At 66.7% G+C, this 18,830-nt stretch carries 15 protein-coding genes and 1 pseudogene; 8 read left to right on the top strand and 8 right to left on the bottom strand.

Annotation, left to right across the window (positions count from 1 at the left end):
- Positions 1-130 precede the first annotated feature (130 nt).
- The 7 genes from ACZ6YI_RS21395 to ACZ6YI_RS21365 form a co-directional block, all read right to left on the bottom strand.
- Positions 131-2,209 (bottom strand): prolyl oligopeptidase family serine peptidase, encoded by a 2,079-nt coding sequence (locus tag ACZ6YI_RS21395; protein ID WP_465780384.1) that lies wholly within the window; start codon positions 2,207-2,209, stop codon positions 131-133.
- Between the two features lie 224 nt (positions 2,210-2,433).
- A complete protein-coding gene (locus ACZ6YI_RS21390; protein WP_465780382.1) occupies positions 2,434-4,482 on the bottom strand; it encodes a sodium-translocating pyrophosphatase in 2,049 nt (682 codons plus the stop codon).
- Between the two features lie 210 nt (positions 4,483-4,692).
- Complete coding sequence (locus ACZ6YI_RS21385; protein ID WP_440329863.1) at positions 4,693-5,079, bottom strand: RcnB family protein; 387 nt, start codon at positions 5,077-5,079, stop codon at positions 4,693-4,695.
- 15 nt (positions 5,080-5,094) lie between these two features.
- Positions 5,095-5,535, bottom strand: a complete 441-nt coding sequence (locus ACZ6YI_RS21380) for an RcnB family protein (RefSeq protein ID WP_465780381.1) — start codon at positions 5,533-5,535, stop codon at positions 5,095-5,097.
- Between the two features lie 139 nt (positions 5,536-5,674).
- Positions 5,675-6,961: an amidohydrolase family protein gene (locus ACZ6YI_RS21375; RefSeq protein ID WP_465780380.1), complete on the bottom strand. Its 1,287-nt coding sequence runs from the start codon at positions 6,959-6,961 to the stop codon at positions 5,675-5,677.
- 40 nt (positions 6,962-7,001) lie between these two features.
- Positions 7,002-7,340, bottom strand: coding sequence for a helix-turn-helix domain-containing transcriptional regulator (locus ACZ6YI_RS21370; RefSeq protein ID WP_465780379.1), 339 nt, complete (start codon positions 7,338-7,340; stop codon positions 7,002-7,004).
- Positions 7,337-7,705, bottom strand: coding sequence for a type II toxin-antitoxin system RelE/ParE family toxin (locus ACZ6YI_RS21365; protein WP_465780378.1), 369 nt, complete (start codon positions 7,703-7,705; stop codon positions 7,337-7,339). The genes ACZ6YI_RS21370 and ACZ6YI_RS21365 overlap by 4 nt, the downstream gene beginning before the upstream one ends.
- Positions 7,706-7,841: 136 nt before the next feature.
- Here ACZ6YI_RS21365 and ACZ6YI_RS21360 point away from each other — a divergent pair, with 136 nt between their 5' ends.
- Together ACZ6YI_RS21360 and ACZ6YI_RS21355 are read left to right on the top strand one after the other, a co-directional pair.
- Positions 7,842-9,062, top strand: a complete 1,221-nt coding sequence (locus ACZ6YI_RS21360) for a putative DNA modification/repair radical SAM protein (RefSeq protein ID WP_465780377.1) — start codon at positions 7,842-7,844, stop codon at positions 9,060-9,062.
- Positions 9,062-10,477, top strand: a pseudogene (locus tag ACZ6YI_RS21355) (UdgX family uracil-DNA binding protein). Before ACZ6YI_RS21360 ends, ACZ6YI_RS21355 begins: the two are co-directional and overlap by 1 nt.
- 61 nt (positions 10,478-10,538) lie before the next feature.
- Here the strand turns inward: ACZ6YI_RS21355 and ACZ6YI_RS21350 are convergent.
- A complete protein-coding gene (locus ACZ6YI_RS21350; protein WP_465780376.1) occupies positions 10,539-11,804 on the bottom strand; it encodes a 6-phosphofructokinase in 1,266 nt (421 codons plus the stop codon).
- Between the two features lie 202 nt (positions 11,805-12,006).
- On the opposite strand from ACZ6YI_RS21350, the gene ACZ6YI_RS21345 reads away from it, so the two are divergent.
- From ACZ6YI_RS21345 to ACZ6YI_RS21320, 6 genes are all read left to right on the top strand, one after another.
- A complete protein-coding gene (locus ACZ6YI_RS21345) occupies positions 12,007-12,588 on the top strand; it encodes an adenylate kinase (protein ID WP_465780375.1) in 582 nt (193 codons plus the stop codon).
- Between the two features lie 47 nt (positions 12,589-12,635).
- Positions 12,636-13,994, top strand: a complete 1,359-nt coding sequence (gene mpl, locus ACZ6YI_RS21340) for a UDP-N-acetylmuramate:L-alanyl-gamma-D-glutamyl-meso-diaminopimelate ligase (protein WP_465780374.1) — start codon at positions 12,636-12,638, stop codon at positions 13,992-13,994.
- Between the two features lie 10 nt (positions 13,995-14,004).
- On the top strand, positions 14,005-14,607 hold the full coding sequence (locus tag ACZ6YI_RS21335; protein ID WP_465780373.1) for an LON peptidase substrate-binding domain-containing protein: 603 nt from the start codon (positions 14,005-14,007) through the stop codon (positions 14,605-14,607).
- An 11-nt stretch (positions 14,608-14,618) separates the two neighbouring features.
- The gene (locus ACZ6YI_RS21330) at positions 14,619-15,434 is read left to right on the top strand and encodes an SDR family oxidoreductase (RefSeq protein ID WP_465780372.1); all 816 of its coding nucleotides are present in this window, start codon (positions 14,619-14,621) and stop codon (positions 15,432-15,434) included.
- A 213-nt stretch (positions 15,435-15,647) separates the two neighbouring features.
- Positions 15,648-16,985, top strand: coding sequence for a sigma-54 interaction domain-containing protein (locus ACZ6YI_RS21325; protein ID WP_465780371.1), 1,338 nt, complete (start codon positions 15,648-15,650; stop codon positions 16,983-16,985).
- A gap of 405 nt (positions 16,986-17,390) precedes the next feature.
- Positions 17,391-18,641, top strand: coding sequence for an acetylornithine/succinylornithine family transaminase (locus ACZ6YI_RS21320; RefSeq protein ID WP_465780370.1), 1,251 nt, complete (start codon positions 17,391-17,393; stop codon positions 18,639-18,641).
- Positions 18,642-18,830: the final 189 nt, after the last annotated feature.

Genomic DNA, 18,830 nt, shown 5'->3' with positions numbered 1-18,830 from the left:
CCGGCGGGCCGATCTGCCGCACCACACCGAGTGGGGGCGCGCGCTTGCGCGCGATGGGGGTTACCGAAACCTCCATCGCGCGCAAGCGCGCTCCCACAGGTTTGATGCTTTTTATCGCTCGTTCAATGGGTTATTTGAGGTGTTCCCAAAGGTACGTGTAGGCCAGCGCGCTCATGAAGGCGGCCTGCTTGTTGTCCGCTGCGGCGCCGTGGCCGCCCTCGATGTTCTCGTAGAAGCTGGCATCGAAGCCCATGGCCTGCATGCGGGCGGCCATCTTGCGGGCGTGCACCGGGCCCACGCGGTCATCCCGGGTGGAGGTGGTGAACAGCACCGCTGGGTAATGCGCGCCCTTGTGCAGGTTGTGGTACGGCGAGAATTTCTGGATGTACTTCCATTCCTCAGGCTTGTCCGGGTCGCCGTACTCGGCCATCCACGAGGCACCGGCCGACATGTGCGGGTAGCGCTTCATGTCCAGCAGGGCCACCTGGCTCACCACCGCGCCGTACAGCTGCGGGTACTGGGTCAACATGTTGCCGGCCAGGAGGCCGCCATTGCTGCCGCCCATCATGCCCATGTGCTTCGGCGTGGTGATCTTGCGGTCGATCAGATCCTGCGACACCGCCGCGAAATCCTCATAGGCGCGCGGGCGGTTGGCCTTCAGCGCCGCCTGGTGCCAGCGCGGACCATACTCGCCGCCGCCGCGGATGTTGGCGACCACGTACACGCCGCCCTTCTCGAGCCATGCGCGGCCCGGGCCGGCGAGGTAAGCCGGCTGCAGCGCGATCTCGAAGCCGCCGTAACCGTAGACGAGCGTCGGGTTGTTGCCGTCCGTCTTCATCGCCTTCGGCGCGATCTCGAAGTAGGGCACCTTGGTACCGTCCTTCGAGGTGGCGAAGTGCTGGGTCACCTCGAACTTCGAGGCATCGAAGAACGTGGGCGTGTGCTTCAGCGCTTCCTGGCCGCTCTTGCCGAGCACGCCGTAGTACAGCGTCGGCGGCTGGAGGAAGCCGGACACGGAGAGGAAGTAATCGTCGCCTTCATCCGCATCGATGCCGGTCGCCGTCATCGTGCTCAGCGCAGGCGCGCCGCCCAGCGATTCGCTCTTCCACGGGCCCTGCGCCGCGGGCGTCAGCACCTGGATCTCGCTGGCCACGTCACGCATCAGGTTCAGGATGAGGTGGTTCTTCGTCCACGAATGGCTGGCCAGCGAGGTGTGCTGGTCGGGGGTGAACAGCACGGTGATATCGCGCTTGCCTGCCATGAAATCGTCGAACTTCGTCACCAGCAGCGAGCCGGACGGATAGGTCGTGCCACCCACCTTCCAGTCGGTGCGCGGTTCGATCAGCATCCACTCGCGCTCGACGTCGGTTTCCGCGTCGTTCGGGACATCGATCTTGGTCAGCTTGCCGTCCTTGCCACGCACGAACGTTTCGCTGTTGTAGAACTCCAGCGCGCGCATCACGAACTCGCGCTCGAAGCCCGGCGTGAGGTCACGGTAGCCGCTGATCGACATATCCGTCTTCTTGCCTTCGTACACCGTGGTGGCGGAGGCGAGCGGCGTACCGCGCTTCCACTCCTTCACGATGCGCGGGTAGCTCGAGTCGGTCATCGAGCCCGGGCCGAAGTCGGTGGCCACGAACAGGTGGTCCTTGTCGATCCAGCTCACCTGGCTCTTCGCTTCCGGCAGGCTGAAGCCATCCTTCACGAAGGCCTTGGTCGAGAGATCGAACTCACGGATGACATCGGCATCCGCGCCGCCGCGCGATAGCGAGATCAGGCAGAAGCGATCTTCCGGCTTCAGGCACTGCACGCCGTGCCACACCCAGTTTTCCTTCTCGGCGGCGGAGAGCGCGTCGACATCGATCACGGTCTCCCATGCCGGCTTGTCCTTGCGGTATTCCGCCAGGGTCGTCCGGCGCCACAAGCCCTTCGGGTGGGCCTTGTCACGCCACAGGTTGTAGAAGTGGTCGCCGATCTTGTTGACCATCGGGATCTTGGCGTCGGAATCCAGCATCTCGAGGATGCGGGCATCCAGGGTCTTGAACGATTCCGAGTCGGCGTACTTCGACACCGTCTTCGCGTTCTCGTCCTTTACCCATGCCAGCGGCTTAGCGCCGTCGATGTCATCGAGCCAGAGGTTTTCGTCATCGCCAGCGGCTTGTGCGGCCGGGGCGGCGGGAGTCTTGGTGGGTTCGTGTGCCTGGGTCATGCCACTGAAAGTAAGGGCGATGGCCAGCGCAATCCAGCGTTGGTGCATGGGAAGGTGGTCCTTGGGTCAGCTAAACCTGCTCCCCGGGACCATAGCGCAGGCGGGGCGCCTACCGGCCCATGACCTTTTACCTATGTGGCGCCGTGAAAGGCATCGCGCGCAAGCGCGCTCCCATAAGGTCCCCGCACCCCTGTGGGAGCGCGCTTGCGCGCGATGTTCTAGCCTCAAAGCAACGGAATAAGCAGCAAAGCCACGATATTGATGATCTTGATCAACGGGTTCACCGCCGGCCCGGCGGTGTCCTTGTACGGATCGCCGACCGTATCGCCCGTCACCGCGGCCTTGTGCGCATCCGAGCCCTTGCCGCCGAAGTTGCCATCTTCGATGTACTTCTTGGCGTTATCCCAGGCGCCACCACCCGTGGTCATGGAGATGGCCACGAACAGGCCGGTGACGATGGTGCCGATCAGCACGCCGCCCAGTGCCTGCGCCCCGGCCTCCGGGCCGCCAAGCCACTTGAAGCCGAAGATCACCACCACCGGCACCAGGACGGGCAGGAGGGAGGGCACCAGCATTTCGCGGATGGCCGAGCGGGTGAGCAGGTCCACCGCGCGCGAGTAGTCCGGCTTGGTGGTGCCCTCCATGATCCCGGCGATCTCGCGGAACTGACGGCGCACCTCCTCGACGACCGCGCCGGCCGCACGGCCCACCGCTTCCATCGCCATGGCGGCGAACAGGTACGGGATCAGGCCGCCGATCAGCAGGCCGATGATCACGTAGTGGTTGGAGAGGTCGAAGCGGATATCCGCGCCGCCGAAGTGCAGGTTGAGGTTGTGCGTGTAGTCGGCGAACAGCACCAGCGCGGCCAGGCCCGCGGAACCGATGGCGTAGCCCTTGGTCACCGCCTTCGTAGTGTTACCCACGGCATCGAGCGGATCCGTGACGCCGCGTACTTCGGCCGGCAGTTCCGCCATTTCGGCGATGCCACCGGCGTTATCGGTCACCGGCCCATACGCATCCAGGGCCACGACCATGCCGGTCATGCTCAGCATCGCCGTGGCGCTGATCGCGATGCCGTAGAGGCCGGCCAGGGCGAACGAACCCCAGATGGCCGCGCAGACCGCCAGCACCGGGAGCGCGGTCGATTTCATCGACACGCCAAGGCCGGCGATGATGTTGGTCGCGTGGCCCGTGGTGGACGATTGCGCCACGTGGCGCACCGGCTTGTACTCGGTCGCCGTGTAGTACTCGGTGATCACCACCATGGCGCCGGTGAGCACCAGGCCAATGAGTGCGCAACCGTAGAGGCGGCCCGTGCCGAAGGCGCTATCCGCCATCAGCTGCTGGGTGATCGGCCAGAACGCGATGGCCGCGAGCAGGGCGGAGACGAACACGCCGGCATACAGCGCATTCATGATCTTGCCGCCGCGGGTCTTCACGAAGAACGTGCCGATGACCGACGCGACGATCGAGGCACCGCCCAGCACCAGCGGATAGAGGATGCCGTACGGGCCCACTTCGGTGGCGAGCACGCCGCCAAGCAGCATGGTGGCGATAAGCGTCACCGCGTATGTCTCGAACAGGTCGGCGGCCATGCCGGCACAGTCGCCGACGTTGTCGCCCACGTTATCGGCGATCACGGCCGGGTTGCGCGGGTCATCCTCGGGGATGCCGGCTTCCACCTTGCCCACCAGGTCGGCGCCCACGTCGGCGCCCTTGGTGAAGATGCCACCGCCCAGGCGGGCGAAGATCGAGATGAGCGAGGAACCAAAGGCCAGGCCGATCAACGCGTGCAGGACGTGCCCGCGTTCATAGCCCAGGTGGGTGAGGATGCCGTAGTAGCCGGCAACGCCGAGCAGCCCCAGGCCCACCACAAGCATGCCGGTGACCGCGCCACCGCGGAACGCCACGGCCAGGGCAGAAGAAAGGCCGCTCCTGGCGGCCTCGGCGGTACGCACGTTGGCACGAACCGAAACGTTCATGCCGATGTAGCCGGCCGCTCCCGAGAGCACCGCCCCCAGCGCGAAGCCGATGGCGGTTCCCCAGTCGAGGAAGATGCCTATCAAAAGGAAAAGGACGATGCCAACAACACCGATGGTGGCGTACTGGCGGTTGAGGTAGGCACGCGCGCCTTCCTGGATGGCGGCGGCAATCGCCTGCATTCGTTCATTGCCCGGCGAACGTGCCAGGACCCAGCTGACCGAAAACGCGCCGTACAGAATCGCCACGACCGCACATCCCAGCGCGATCCATAAACCGTACTGTTGCAGCATCGAAGCCTCCCCGAATTGTGGGAGCCCATGCAGGGCCCGGCCCGAGTATAGGCAGGGGAGGCCGTGAAACATGTTGTGCGCTGCGGAATCGCTAAAAACGATGTGGGACAAATGAGTGTGGGAGCGCGCTTGCGCGCGATGGGGTTTGCGGCAAGCACCCATCGCGTGCAAGCACGCTCCCACGACAGCACACAGCGGCGGGGGTGGTGCTTAGTTCTGCAGCACGATATCGGCAATGATGCCGGTGGCGACGGCGACGAGCAGGAACTGGCCGTCGTTATCGTCGCGCACCCAGTGGTAACCGCGCGGCGGTTCGCGCAGGCGGCGGCCGCGCCAGTCGTCGACCACGATCACGCGGCCGTCGTAACGGTGGCCGCGCTCCCAGTGGTGGCTGGCGTAGTGCGGCGGCGGCGGACGATGGTCGTCGTGCCAGTCGCGGCGGTCGTCGTGGTGGTCGTCATGCCAGTCGCGGTGGTCGCGATCGTCATGATGGTCGCGATCGTCGTGGTGCGGCGGGGGCGGCGGATCCCAGGCGAAGGCCGGGGCGATGCTGCCGGCGGCGACGAGGCAGAAGGCAAGTTTGCCGAGCATCTTCATAAGGGTTTCCTCCGCTTAGCGGGTGGCGATGTCGAGGATGACGCCGGTCGCGACGGCGACCAGCAGGAAATCGTTGTTCTCACGGACCCAGTGGTAGCCGCGCGGCGGCGGGCGCAGGCGGTAGCTGCCGTAGTCGTACACCACCACGTTGCGGCCGTAGTACCGGTGGCCGCACTCCCAATGGCCGTAATAGCGCGGCGGCGGGGGCGGCGGCGGGCGGTGGTAGTACGCCGGGCCGTGGTAGTAGCCACCGTGGCCGTAGTAACGCGGCGGCGGCGGGGGCGGGCGGTGGCCGTGCCAGCCGTTGTCGTGGTGCCAGTCGCCCCGGCCGCGGTTGTCGTAACCGTGGCGGTCGCGATCATGGCCACGGTCGTGGTCGTGATCCGGCGCGGCCACGGCGGCCGTGGTAGCGGCAAGCGCCAGGGCGGCGAGGGCGGTACGCAGCATCGTTTTCATCACGGCTTTCTCTCAGGTGACGATCCGCAGGTGGGACCGACGATTCGCATCCTAGGAATGGAAACCTGAACGGAAGAACGTGGTTTTTGAAAGCCCCGCGAAAGCATTAAGTAACGCGACAGCTATTGAACCGGCGCGTTCAGTAAATCGAGCCGGGGCGGAACTCGAGTGTCAGATTTGACGGGCTTTCCGGGAGGAAGAGCTCGGTGCGCCGTTCAGGTGTGCGGGCCAGGATCCTGCCCTCGCGGACGACGAGCAGTCGGGTGGCCTTCAGCCGGATCGCCTCGTAGGTATCGCCTGCCTGCAGCAGGACGAAGTCGGCGCGGTTACCCGGCGCGATGCCGTAGCCTTCCAGGCCCAGCACGCGTGCTGCATTCGCCGTGACGGCGTCGAAGCAATGCGCCACCCCGGCGGTCGAGGTCATCTGCGCCGCGTGCATGCCCATGTGCGCGACTTCGAGCATGTCGCCCGAGCCCATGCCGTACCACGGGTCCATCACGCAATCGTGGCCGAAGGCGACGTTCACGCCCGCGGCCAGCAGTTCCGGCACCCGGGTCATGCCGCGACGCTTCGGGTAGGTGTCGTGGCGGCCTTGCAGGGTGATGTTGATCAGCGGGTTCGCGATCGCGTGCACGCCCGCTTCCGCGATCAGCGGCAGCAGCTTCGAGACGTAGTAGTTATCCATCGAATGCATCGAGGTCAGGTGCGAGCCGGTGACACGGCCCTGCAGGCCCGTGCGGATCGTCTCCGCCGCCAGCGTCTCGATGTGTCGCGACCACGGGTCATCGGATTCGTCGCAATGCATGTCGACGCGTAGGCCACGCTCGGCGGCGAGCTCGCACAGCCAGCGGATGGACTCCGCGCCGTCCGCCATGGTGCGTTCGAAATGCGGGATGCCGCCGACCACGTCGACGCCCATGTCGAGCGCGCGGACGAGGTTGGCCTTCGCCGTCTTCGAGCGGAGCAGGCCATCCTGCGGGAAGGCCACCAGTTCCAGGTGCAGGTAGGGCGCGACCTTGCGCTTGACCTCGAGCAAGGCCTCGGTGGCGAGCAGGCGGTCGTCGCAGATATCCACGTGGCTGCGGATCGCCAGCAGGCCCTGGGCCACGGCCATGTCGCAATAGGCCAGCGCGCGCTTCACCAGCGCATCGATCGTGAGGTCGGGCTTCAGTTCGCCCCACAGCGCGATGCCCTCAAGCAATGTGCCCGAGGCATTGAGCCGCGGCAGGCCGAGCGAAAGCGTGGCATCCATATGGAAATGCGGATCCACGAACGGCGGCGCCACCAGGCGGCCCTGCGCATCGATCTCCTCCACGCCCCTTGCCGGCAGCGCCGGCTGCACCGCCGCGAACCGCCCACCTTCGATACCGATATCGACATCCCGGCGACCGTCAGGAAGGGTGGCGTGGCGAATGATCAGGTCCATGGCGAGCTCCGGCTATCGATCCCCATGATAAGGCACCGCCTCAACCGGTACCTGCCTCCACGAAGCTCACGCTGAGACGCATTGGCTTCTTCGCGATCTGCGTCATCAACCCATGGAAGACCTGGGCGAGCGCATTCATGGTCGGGTTGCCGGTGGGGCTGAGCTGGCGGTGCAGCGTTTTCGCGTGGGTCCCCGTCACCCGCGCGAGCTCCTCAAATCCCACGGCGTTCGCGAGCGTGCGAAGAATGGAACGGGCCTCTTCCGCATGGCCATCCGCGAGCAGCTCGACCGCCTCGCCCACGAGAGCCATGGCGAACTCAGGTTCGCGGCGGATGCGCGCGATGATGCGGTTGCGCGGGTCGGCAGTCATCAGGGTCATCGTGCATATCCTCCTCGAGCGTGCTCTTTCTTCCGTCGCTTGTATTCGGCAACCAGGGCTTGCGCCGCTGCGATCTCCGCGTGCTGTTTCGCTTTTCCGAAGCTGCCGCCCATCAGGAGAAGCAGAGTGGCTCCATCCTGGTGCGTGTAGACGCGTACGCCTGGTCCCCAATCCAGCCGCCACTCGGCGACACCGCCGCCAACGGACTTCAGGCCACTCTTGTGGCCTTGCGCCAGCTTCTCCACGACACCCGTGACCTTTGCTGCGGCCGCAAAGGAAAGGCCATCGAAAAAAGTACCGAACCCGTTATGCCCGTTCTCGTCGATGTACTCCTCGACGCGTATCCCTGTGTCGAACATCAGCATCTCCTATGCGGAGTGCACAGTAGCATATGTGCTACCTTGATGGAAGCTTATACGCTACTTCGATTCGCGGATGCGATTCCCTGGCTGGTGTCCCTTCACGCGGCCCAGGGCCGAAAAAGGCACCATAGGGTTCCCCATGAAGACCTCCGAGAAACTCGCCATCCTGGCCGATGCCGCTAAGTACGATGCCTCGTGCTCGTCGAGTGGTGGGAAGGGCCGTAACTCGCTGGGCACCGGTGGGATCGGGTCCACCGAGGGCATGGGGATCTGCCATGCGTACGCGCCGGATGGGCGCTGCATTTCCCTGCTGAAGATCCTGCTCACCAACTTCTGCGTGTACGACTGCGCGTACTGCGTGAACCGCCGCAGCAGCAACGTGCCGCGCGCGCGCTTCACGGCGGAAGAAGTGGTGAACCTCACGCTCGAATTCTACCGCCGCAACTATATCGAAGGGCTGTTCCTCTCCTCGGGGATCATCCAGTCGCCCGACTACACGATGGAACAACTGGTCCGCGTCGCGCGTTCGCTTCGCGTGGATCACAAGTTCGGCGGCTACATCCACCTGAAGACCATCCCCGACGCATCGCCCGAGCTGATCGACGCTGCGGGCCGCTGGGCGGATCGCCTCAGCATCAATGTGGAGATGCCGACCGAAGGTGGTTTGAAAACGCTGGCGCCGGAGAAACACCTCGGCGACATCCGCAGCGCGATGGGCCGGTTGCGCCTGTCGATCGACGAGGCGAAGGCCGAAAAGAAGGCGCCGAAATTCGCCCCGGCCGGGCAGAGCACGCAGATGATCGTCGGCGCCGATACGGCGAGCGATCGCGATGTCCTGACCGCCAGCACAAACCTTTATACGAACTACCGCCTGCGCCGCGTCTACTACTCGGCGTTCAGCCCCATCCCCGACGCTTCGAAGATCCTGCCGCTGAAGCCGCCGCCCCTCGTGCGCGAGCATCGTTTGTACCAGGCCGACTGGCTGATGCGCTTCTACGGGTTCGGCGCCGATGAAATCGCGCCGCCGGGCGACGACGGCATGCTCTCGCTCGAAGTCGACCCGAAGCTCGCGTGGGCACTGCGCCACCGCGAGCAGTTCCCGGTGGACGTGAACAGGGCCTCGCGCGACATGCTGTTGCGCGTGCCGGGTCTTGGCGTGAAAACCGTCGACAAGATGATCGCGATGCGCGGCCACCGCCGCATCCGCTATGACGACCTCATCCGCCTGCGTGTGCCGGTGAAGAAGGTGGCGCCGTTCGTCGAAACGGTCGACCACCGTCCGCGCGGCGACCACGAGAGCATCGCGCTGCACCGCGACCTGCGCGAGCCGATGCCCACGCAGCCCGATCTGTTCGGCTGATGCTCCGCGTTTCGCTGGATGACGCGTCCGACCTGGGGGAGTGGCGCGGCAAGGCGCGGGCGCTGCTGCTCGCCGGCGTGGCGCCCGATACGGTGGAGTGGGGTGGTGGCGGCCTGTTCGGCGGCGACGATCCGATCCCGCCGCCACGCGAAGGCGCCGCACCCGCCGTGCCACGCGATTTCCTCAACCTGGCCAACACCGTGCTGGCGCACTCGGACCCGCGCCGCCACGCCGTGTTGTACCGGATACTGTGGCGGCTGACCCACGGTGAGAAAGGCCTGCTGGCGATCGCCACCGACGATGACGTGGCCTGGGCGCATACCTGCGTGAAGCAGGTGAACCGCGACATGCACAAGATGAAGGCATTCGTGCGCTTCCGCGAAGTGGCGGTCGACGATGGCACGGTGTACGTCGCGTGGTTCGAGCCTGACCACGACATCGTGACCCGCGTGGCACCGTTCTTCGTCCGTCGCTTCACGGGCATGCGCTGGTCCCTGCTCACGCCGTCGCGTACCGCCCACTGGGACGGGGAGAAGCTCGCGTTCGGGCCAGGCGCGAGTCGCGCCGATGCGCCATCGGGCGATGCGCTGGAAGACCTCTGGCGTACCTATTACAGCAGCATCTTCAACCCGGCCCGGCTCAAGGTCGACGCGATGAAGCGCGAGATGCCGGTGAAGTACTGGAAGAACCTGCCGGAGGCTTCGCTCATCCCTGAGCTCGTGCGTGACGCATTGCCACGGATGCAGGCGATGGTCGCGAAGGAGGCCACCGTGCCGCGCAAGAAGATCACGCCGTTGCAGAAGGCGATCGAGGCAGCGCCCGAGGGCAGCCTGACCGCGCTGCGCCGCGAGGCGCGCGAGTGCCGTGCGTGCGACCTGTGGAAGCCGGCGACGCAGACCGTATTCGGCGAAGGCCCGGCGGATGCGCGCATCGTGGTGATCGGCGAGCAGCCTGGCGACCAGGAAGATCTCGCCGGCAAGCCGTTCGTGGGGCCGGCGGGGAAACTGTTCGACCAGGCGCTGGGCGAAGCCGGCGTGCCGCGCGATGCGCTGTATGTCACCAACACAGTGAAGCACTTCAAGTTCGAACCGCGCGGCTAGCGGCGGCTGCACCAGCGCGCCAATGCGGAGGAGCAGGCCGCTTGTCGGCCCTGGCTGGCCGCGGAGATCGACCGGATCCAGCCGGATGCGCTGGTCTGCCTCGGCGCGATGGCCGCGCAGGCGGTGTTCGGGTCTTCGTTCCGGCTCATGGAGCAGCGTGGCCAATGGCTCACGCTGGCGGATGGCCGCAGGGCGATGGCGACGGTGCACCCTTCATACCTGCTGCGCCTGCCCGCGCACGAAGACCGCGACGCAGCGTATGCGCAATTCGTCCGCGACCTGTCCCTGATGCACGACGCGCTCTTGTGGGAGTGAGCTTGCGAACGATGCTCTTCCGCGATGCCATCGCGCGCAAGCGCGCTCCCACAGGGGGAGCTCAGGCAGGCACGAATTTTTTCAGCTTCTTTGGTACCGACGTGTTCTTCAGCGTCACGTACAGCGGCAGGCCATCCTCGCCATACGGCGGCGGTGCCTCGCCCAGGATCAGCGGCGCGAGGTAACGCCGCGCCGCGGCGGTGATGCCGAACCCATCTTTCGAGATGAAGTTCTTCGGCATCTTCTTTTCCTGGTTCGCGATCTTGTCGAGCGGCGCCGCCTCGATCTTCCACTTGTACGGCTCTTCCGAGGTGCGCACGATCACCGGCATCACGGCATTGAGCCCGTCGGCCGCGTATTCCACGGCCTTCTTGCCCACCGCGTACGCCTGCTCCACGTCCACCTTCGAGGCGATGTGCCGCGCGGAGCGCTGCAGGTAATCCGGTAGCGCCCAGTGGTACTTGTAGCCCAGCTTCTCCTTCACCAATGAAGCGAGCACCGGCGCGGCACCGCCCAGCTGGGCGTGGCCAAATGCATCGCGCGCACCGGTCTCCGCCGATTCGGCCAGGAACTTGCCGTCGGAACCCTTCACGCCTTCGGACACGACCACGGTGCAGTAACCGACCTTTTCCACGGTCGCTTTCACCTTCTCCAGGAACGCCGCCGGGTCGAACACGTTTTCCGGGAACAGGATGATGTGCGGCGGATCGCCCGCCTTGTTCCCCGCAAGGCCGGCGGCCGCGGCGATCCAGCCCGCGTGGCGGCCCATCACCTCGATGATGAACACCTTGGTCGAGGTATCCATCATGGAGGCGACATCGAGGCTGGCCTCGCGCACGGCGATGGCGGTGTACTTCGCCACCGAACCGAAGCCCGGGCAGTTGTCGGTCACGACCAGGTCGTTGTCGATCGTCTTGGGCACGCCGATGCAGTTCACCTCGTAGCCCAGCGCCTGGCCGATCTTCGAGACCTTGTTCGCCGTATCGGCCGAGTCGTTGCCGCCGTTGTAGAGGAACGTGCGGATGTCGTGGGCCTTGAAGACCTGGATCAGCCGCTCGTACTCGGCGCGGTTCTCCTCGAGCGACTTCAGCTTGTAGCGGCAGGAGCCGAAGGCGCCGCCCGGGGTGTGCTTCAGGCCGGCGATGTTCGCCTTGGCTTCCTTCGTCGTATCGATCAGCTCCTCGCGCAGGGCGCCGAGGATGCCGTTGCGGGCCGCGTACACCGGGATCCCCTTGTCGCGGGCGGTCTCGATGACCCCCGCGGCGGTGGCGTTGATGACGGCGGAAACACCGCCCGACTGGGCGTAGAGGAGCTTACCGGCGGCCATGCTGCGGTTCCTTCTTGGGCGGTCGAGGGCCCGAGCGTAACCCGTCCGGCGTGGCCGTGGCTTGAAGGCGGCCCCTGCGGCGCACTGCCACGCCGATGTAACAGCCGTTTGACGGGGTGGCGCCCCTCCCGTTACCTTGGGACCCATTTTATTGTGCCCGGCGGCGGGGTTAGCCCTGCCAGCCCGGTAATTTGGAGCATCAATGCGATTCGTGCTTTTCGGCGCACCCGGTTCGGGCAAGGGCACCCAGGCGGCCCGCCTTAAGGAGGAGTTCGGCATTCCGCACATCTCGACGGGCGACCTGCTCCGTGGCGAGATCAAGGAAGGGACCGAACTTGGCCTGAAGGCCAAGGCCCTGATGGACGCCGGCCAGCTGCTGCCGGACGACATCATGCTCGGCATCATCGAGCACCGCCTGGCCCAGGCCGATGCCAAGCCGGGCTTCATCCTCGATGGCTACCCGCGCAACCTGGCCCAGGCCGATGCGCTGGATGGCGTGCTGGCCAAGATCGGCCAGCCGCTCGATGTGGTGATCAAGCTCGAAGTGCCGTTCGACGCCATCGTCGGCCGCTGCGAAGTGCGTTTCAAAGCCGAGCACCGTCCGGACGATGAGCCGGAAACGGTGAAGAAGCGCCTCGGCATCTACGCCGACCAGACCGCCCCGGTCGCGTCGTTCTACGAGAAGCGCGGCAAGCTGAAGATCGTCGACGGCGTCGGCGAACTCGATGAGGTCACGGCGCGCATCAAGGCCGCCCTGAACAACGCCAGCGCCGCCAGCGCCTGATCCCCTTAGAGGCCGGCGCCCCGTGCGCCGGCCGCGAGTCCGTGAGCATGCGCGTCCATATCCTCGGCATCGGTGGCACCTTCATGGGCGGCGTGGCCGCCCTCGGCCGTGAACTCGGCCTGCAGGTCGAAGGCTCCGACGCCAACGTCTACCCGCCGATGAGCACGCAGCTCGAAGCGCTCGGCATCGAACTGATGCAGGGCTACACGGCGGACCACCTGAAGCCCGCGCCTAACCTCGTCGTGGTCGGCAATGCCATGACCCGCGGCAACCCGGCGGTGGAGTACATGCTCGACGAAGGCATGCGCTACATCTCCGGCCCGCAGTGGCTCGGCGAGACGCTGCTCGGTGGCCGCGACGTGCTGGCCGTGGCCGGCACGCACGGCAAGACCACCACCACCAGCCTGCTCGCGCACCTGCTCGACCGGGCCGGCATGGATCCGGGCTTCCTGATCGGCGGCGTGCCCGGCAATTTCGATGTCTCCGCGCGGCGTGGCAGCGGCAAGCCGTTCGTGATCGAGGCGGACGAATACGACTCGGCGTTCTTCGACAAGCGCTCGAAGTTCGTCCATTACCGCCCGCGCATCGCCATCCTCAACAACCTGGAATACGACCACGCGGATATCTTCCCCGACGTGGCCGCGATCCAGCGCCAGTTCCACTACCTGGTGCGCACGGTGCCCGGCAACGGCCGGCTCATCGTCAACGCCGAGGACGCCTACCTCGCCGAAGTACTGGCGATGGGTGCGTGGACGCCGGTGGAGACCTTCGGCATCGATGCGGGCGACTGGCGTGCCGAGCTCATCGCCGCCGATGGTTCGCACTTCCGCGTCATCCGCCAGGGCCAGCCGCTGGGCGAGGTGCGCTGGAACTCGCTCGGGCGGCACAACGTGATGAACGCATTGGGCGCGCTCGCCGCGGCGACGGCTGCCGGTGCCGATCCGGTCGCCCTGCTGCCTGCCTTCGGCAGCTTCGCCAGTGCGCGCCGGCGCATGGAAGTGATCGGCGAGGCGCGTGGCGTTACCGTCTACGACGATTTCGCCCACCACCCGACCGCCATCGCCACCACGCTGGCGGGCTTGCGCGCGAAGGTCGGCAAGGCACGCATCCTCGTGGCGCTGGAACCGCGATCGAACAGCATGCGCCTCGGCGCGCACGCCGATGCGCTGGCGCCCTCGCTGCAGGATGCCGACGGCGTCGTGTTCCTGCACCGGCCCGAGCTGGCCTGGGATGCCGGCAAGGTGACTGGCGCGCTCGCGGGTCGCGGCACGGCGGTGGCCACGGTCGATGCGCTGGTCGGGTCGCTCGCCGAGCAGGCGGGCGAGGGCGACCACGTCGTGTTCATGTCGAACGGCGGCTTCGAAGGTGCGCCGCGGCGCTTCTTCGACGCGCTGCGCGCAGGTTAGACTGGCGGGCATGGCAGCGACCACGCCCGCGCTCGATCTCCCTCTCTTTCCCCTGGCGAACGTCCTTTTCCCGGGCGGTCATCTCCAGTTGCGCATCTTTGAGCCGCGCTACATCGACCTGATCCGCGAATGCGCGCGCTCCGGTCGCGGCTTCGGCGTGTGCCTGATCCTTGAAGGACGCGAAGCGGGCCAGCCGGCCATCCCGGCCGCGGTCGGCACACTCGCGACCATCACCGATTTCCACACCCGCGAAGATGGCCTGCTCGGCATCGTCGCCGAAGGTGGCCAGCGCTTCCGCGTCACGCGTACCCGGGTGCGTTCCGATGGCCAGGTGCGCGGCGACATCGCGCCGTGGGAGCCGGAGAGCAGCGTGCCGGTACCGGCGGAGTTCGGCCTGCTCACCACCATCCTCGAACGCCTCGCCGAACAGATGGGGCCGCCATGGCGGCAGGATGTCGCTGGCCGCGCCGACGATGCCAGCTGGGTCGGCTTCCGCCTGTGCGAACTGCTTCCGCTCGATCCGAACGAGTGCCAGCACATGCTCGAGCTGGATGATCCGATCCAGCGCCTCGCCGAACTCCGCGACATCCTCCCGCGCTTCCAGCGCGCCTGAGCCTCGCCACCATGACAACGCTCGCCGGGAAGACCCTGTTCATCACCGGTGCCTCGCGTGGCATCGGCCTCGCCATCGGCCTGCGCGCCGCGCGCGATGGTGCCAACGTGGTGATCGCCGCGAAGAGCGGCGTGGCCAACCCGAAGCTGCCCGGCACCATCCACACCGCGGCCGCGGAAATCGAGGCGGCCGGTGGCAAGGCGCTGCCGCTGAAGGTCGACATCCGCGAAGAGGCGGAAGTGCGCATGGCCGCCGCGACGGCAGCCGAGCGCTTTGGCGGCATCGATATCGTCGTGAACAACGCCAGCGCGATCTGGCTGGCGGGCACGGAAGATACGCCGATGAAACGCTTCGACCTGATGCACCAGGTGAACACACGCGGCACCTTCCTCGTCACCCAGGCCTGCCTGCCGTTCCTCAAGGAGGCGGAGAATCCGCATGTGCTGATGCTCTCGCCGCCGCCGAGCATCGATCCGCATTGGTACGCGCCGCACGTGGCGTACACCATCGCCAAGTTCGGCATGAGCCAGTGCGTGCTGGGCATGGCCCCGGAGTTCGCGCCCATGGGCATCGCGGTGAACGCCCTGTGGCCGAAAACCGTCATCGCCACGGCAGCCATCGCCATGATCGATGGCGTAAAAGCCGAAAACTGCCGTACCCCGGAGATCGTGGCCGATGCGGCCCACGCGATCCTTACCCGGCCCGCCCGCGCCAACACCGGCCACTTCTTCATCGATGAAGATCTGCTGCGTGAAGAAGGTGTGACGAATTTCGATCACTACGCCGTCACGCCGGGCCAGCCTCTACTACCGGACTTGTTTCTCTAGCAAGCGCAAACGCCACCCAAACCGCTGTGTGAGCTAGCCCGTTTGGTGTATGGCCGGTTTTTGCATGCCGGGGTAACGTCAGTTCGTCGCCCCTGGCATGACATGACAGCAGGGCGGTGTGGGGCTTGCCGGCCTGCAGGGGGTGCCGGCGGCGGGTCCAAGGGTGAACCCGCTACAGCCGGCGCAGGCCACTGAACGGTTTGAGGAGCAGGCATGTCACGCGGGGAATCGACGGGGCGTTGCGTCGTCTGGGTAGGTAGACCGAGCGTTGAAGAACATTTCGGACTGATCCGGGCCGGCTGGCGAACGCTGGTGGCCGATCCGGCCCGCCTGGATACGAGCTTGCCGGAGTGCGGGGACACGGCCATCGCCGTGGTCGACCTGCGCGCCAGCGCGCAGGCGGCGGTGCGCGTCCTCCAGGAGTTGCGTGACAGCCACCCAGGCCTGGCCTGGATCGGGCTGACCGGGCATCGCACGCCCGCCAACGATCCATCCATCCAGCATGTGCTGCCCCAGGCTTTCGAGCTGATCGATGGCGCCTCCTCGTTGCAGGCGCTGCGCCAGGCCTTGCAGCGCGTTCCCGCCGATGGCATCCCTGTCCTCGACGACGACCAGCCCAGCGTGATGACCGGGAACAGCCCGGCCATCCGGGCCCTCTCTCAGAACATTCGTAAATTCGCCCCGGTCGAGCTGCCGCTCCTGATCACCGGGGAGACCGGGACCGGCAAGGAAATGGCGGCGCGGGCGCTGCACCAGCTCTCCGGCCGGCGCGACCGACCGTTCGCGGCCATCAACTGCGGCGCCCTGCCGGCCAACCTCGTCCAGTCGGAGCTGTTCGGCCACGAGCGCGGCTCGTTCACCGGCGCCACCAGCCGGCGCATCGGCCACTTCGAGTCCGCCGATGGCGGCACCGTGTTCCTCGACGAAATCGGCGACCTGCCGCTGGATGCCCAGACCAACCTGCTGCGCGTCCTGCAGGAGGGCACCATCGAGCGCATCGGCAGCTGCCAGTCGATCAAGGTGAACGTGCGTGTCCTCGCGGCCACCCACGTCGATCTCGAAAAAGCCGTGGCGCAGGGCCGCTTCCGCGAGGACCTGTTCTACCGGCTCAACGTACTGCGCCTGCGCATGCCGCCGCTCCGCGAGCGCAACGGCGATATCGAGCTGCTCGCCCAGTACTTCCTCGACGCGTTCCGCGAGAGCTACGGCACCCGCGCACGCGCCTTCAGCACGGCGGCGCGCAAGGCCATGAACGCCTTCGCCTGGCCGGGCAACGTGCGTGAACTGATGAACCGCGTGCAGCGCGCGGCCGTCATCGCCGACGATGCGCTGATCACCCCGGACGACCTCGAGCTCAACGCGGACCTGCCGGGCCTCGATCGCGACAGCCTGGGCAGTGCGCGCACCTCGGCCGAGCGCGAGGCGATCGTGGATTGCCTGCGCGCGAGCGCCTTCAACATCAGCGAGTGCGCCCGCCGCCTCCGGGTATCCCGCGTCACGGTGTATCGGCTCTGCAAGAAACACCAGCTCGCCCTCGACCAGTTGCGCTAGGGCCCCCTCCCGCGGAAAAGAAAACTCCCGGCCCTCTGGGGGACCGGGAGTTCCCATTCGTCGTCCGGCTTGGCAGGGTCGTCGGGCGAGCGAACACCGCGGCTTCTCGGAGCCTCCCCGGAAGGGGAGCAAGCCGCATGCCACTCCTCCCCGGCGTTGATTCGCAAGGAATTTCCCCCTGCGCGGCATTTCCACTGCGTTCATCGGCTGTAGCGTTCTGTAACAGGCCGTTTCAGCAACGGAACAGCCGTTGTCGGCGGGCCGCGCGCCTTATACGATGGGGATCCCGCGGCGCATCATTCCCGCCGGGGCATCGGATCGATGTCGGACCGCAGAACGTACCGTGCGATTCCATCCGTTCCTGTTTGGGGCCAGGCGCTGCGGCCGGGCCCGGGAGTCGTTTTCATGTCGTCGCATCCAGTCGAACCCTCCGATCTCATCGGCCTGGGCAAGCGCTATTGGCTTTCCGTGTACCGCCCCCGTGATGTCGTGCTCGACCATGGCAAGGGCGCGCGCATCTGGGATACCGAGGGCCGCGACTATCTCGATTTCGGTGCCGGCATCGCCGTGAACGCGCTGGGCCACCAGGAGCCGGAGCTCGTCGCGGCGCTGGTCGCGCAGGCCGGCAAGCTGTGGCACGCGAGCAACGTGTTCTGGACCGAGCCCCCGCTGCGCCTCGCCGAGGAGCTGGTGGAACATGCACCGTTCGCCGAGCGCGTGTTCCTGTGTAACTCCGGCACCGAGGCCAACGAGGCCGCGATCAAGCTCGTGCGCAAGTGGGCCGCATCGCAGGGCCGTGCACCCGAGAACCGCGTCATCATCACCTTCCTCGGCTCGTTCCATGGCCGCACGCTCGCGTCGGTCACCGCCACCGCTCAGCCGAAATACCAGGAAGGCTACGAGCCGCTGCCCGGTGGTTTCCGCTACGTGGCCTTCAATGACGAAGCCGCGCTCGAAGAAGCTTTCGCCAAGGGCGGCGTCGCTGCCGTCATGGTCGAGCCGGTGCAGGGCGAGGGCGGTGTCACGCCGGCCGCGCCCGGGTTCCTGAAGAAGATCCGCGAACTCTGCGATGCGCACGACGCGCTCATGGTGCTCGATGAAATCCAGTGCGGCATGGGCCGTACCGGCACGCTGTTCGCGCACACGCACGACCATGTCACGCCGGATATCGTCACGCTGGCCAAGGCGCTGGGCGCGGGTTTCCCGATCGGCGCGATGCTCGCCGGCAAGAAGGTTTCCGAGGTGATGCAGTTCGGTGCGCATGGCACGACCTTCGGCGGCAACCCGATGGCCGCGGCCGTCGCGCGCGTGGCGCTGAAGAAGATCGCCTCGCCGGAAGTGCTGCTCAACGTCGAGCGCCAGTCGAACGATATCCGCAAGGGCCTCGAGAAGCTCAACCACGAGCTCCACCTGTTCTCGGAACTGCGTGGCCGCGGCCTGATGATCGGCGCCGTGCTCAACGATACGTACAAGGGCCGCGCCGGCGAGATCCTCGACATCGCCGCCGCCCACGGCCTGCTCATCCTGCAGGCCGGCCCGGATGTGCTGCGCATCGTGCCACCGCTCAACATCACCGATGAAGAAACCCACGCAGGCCTGGAGCGCCTGCACGCGGCGCTGGCGGAGTTTGCCAGCCGCGAAGCCAAGGTGGATTAAGCGGTTCGTCCGCTTCGCGGCCGCATGCGACAACGCGGCCGTCGCCGCGAACCGCCGCCTTGTGGGAGCGGGGGTGGGGGGGGGGGGGGGGGGGGGGGCCCCCGCCGCCCCCCCCCGCGCGGCCCCACCAAGTTTATTTTGGGCCAGGGGGGGGGGCGCAACCAAGGGCGCGGGGGGGCCCGCGCGGGG

The organism is Luteibacter sp. NPDC104163 (assembly GCF_055584245.1).
This window is presented reverse-complemented; position numbering and strand designations above follow the sequence as displayed.

Coding starts and splice junctions, on each gene's coding strand:
- ACZ6YI_RS21395 (WP_465780384.1), bottom strand. CDS start 2,209: ATGACCCAGGCACACGAACCCACCAAGACTCCCGCCGCCCCGGCCGCA.
- ACZ6YI_RS21390 (WP_465780382.1), bottom strand. CDS start 4,482: ATGCTGCAACAGTACGGTTTATGGATCGCGCTGGGATGTGCGGTCGTG.
- ACZ6YI_RS21385 (WP_440329863.1), bottom strand. CDS start 5,079: ATGAAGATGCTCGGCAAACTTGCCTTCTGCCTCGTCGCCGCCGGCAGC.
- ACZ6YI_RS21380 (WP_465780381.1), bottom strand. CDS start 5,535: ATGAAAACGATGCTGCGTACCGCCCTCGCCGCCCTGGCGCTTGCCGCT.
- ACZ6YI_RS21375 (WP_465780380.1), bottom strand. CDS start 6,961: ATGGACCTGATCATTCGCCACGCCACCCTTCCTGACGGTCGCCGGGAT.
- ACZ6YI_RS21370 (WP_465780379.1), bottom strand. CDS start 7,340: ATGACCCTGATGACTGCCGACCCGCGCAACCGCATCATCGCGCGCATC.
- ACZ6YI_RS21365 (WP_465780378.1), bottom strand. CDS start 7,705: ATGCTGATGTTCGACACAGGGATACGCGTCGAGGAGTACATCGACGAG.
- ACZ6YI_RS21360 (WP_465780377.1), top strand. CDS start 7,842: ATGAAGACCTCCGAGAAACTCGCCATCCTGGCCGATGCCGCTAAGTAC.
- ACZ6YI_RS21350 (WP_465780376.1), bottom strand. CDS start 11,804: ATGGCCGCCGGTAAGCTCCTCTACGCCCAGTCGGGCGGTGTTTCCGCC.
- ACZ6YI_RS21345 (WP_465780375.1), top strand. CDS start 12,007: ATGCGATTCGTGCTTTTCGGCGCACCCGGTTCGGGCAAGGGCACCCAG.
- mpl (WP_465780374.1), top strand. CDS start 12,636: ATGCGCGTCCATATCCTCGGCATCGGTGGCACCTTCATGGGCGGCGTG.
- ACZ6YI_RS21335 (WP_465780373.1), top strand. CDS start 14,005: ATGGCAGCGACCACGCCCGCGCTCGATCTCCCTCTCTTTCCCCTGGCG.
- ACZ6YI_RS21330 (WP_465780372.1), top strand. CDS start 14,619: ATGACAACGCTCGCCGGGAAGACCCTGTTCATCACCGGTGCCTCGCGT.
- ACZ6YI_RS21325 (WP_465780371.1), top strand. CDS start 15,648: ATGTCACGCGGGGAATCGACGGGGCGTTGCGTCGTCTGGGTAGGTAGA.
- ACZ6YI_RS21320 (WP_465780370.1), top strand. CDS start 17,391: ATGTCGTCGCATCCAGTCGAACCCTCCGATCTCATCGGCCTGGGCAAG.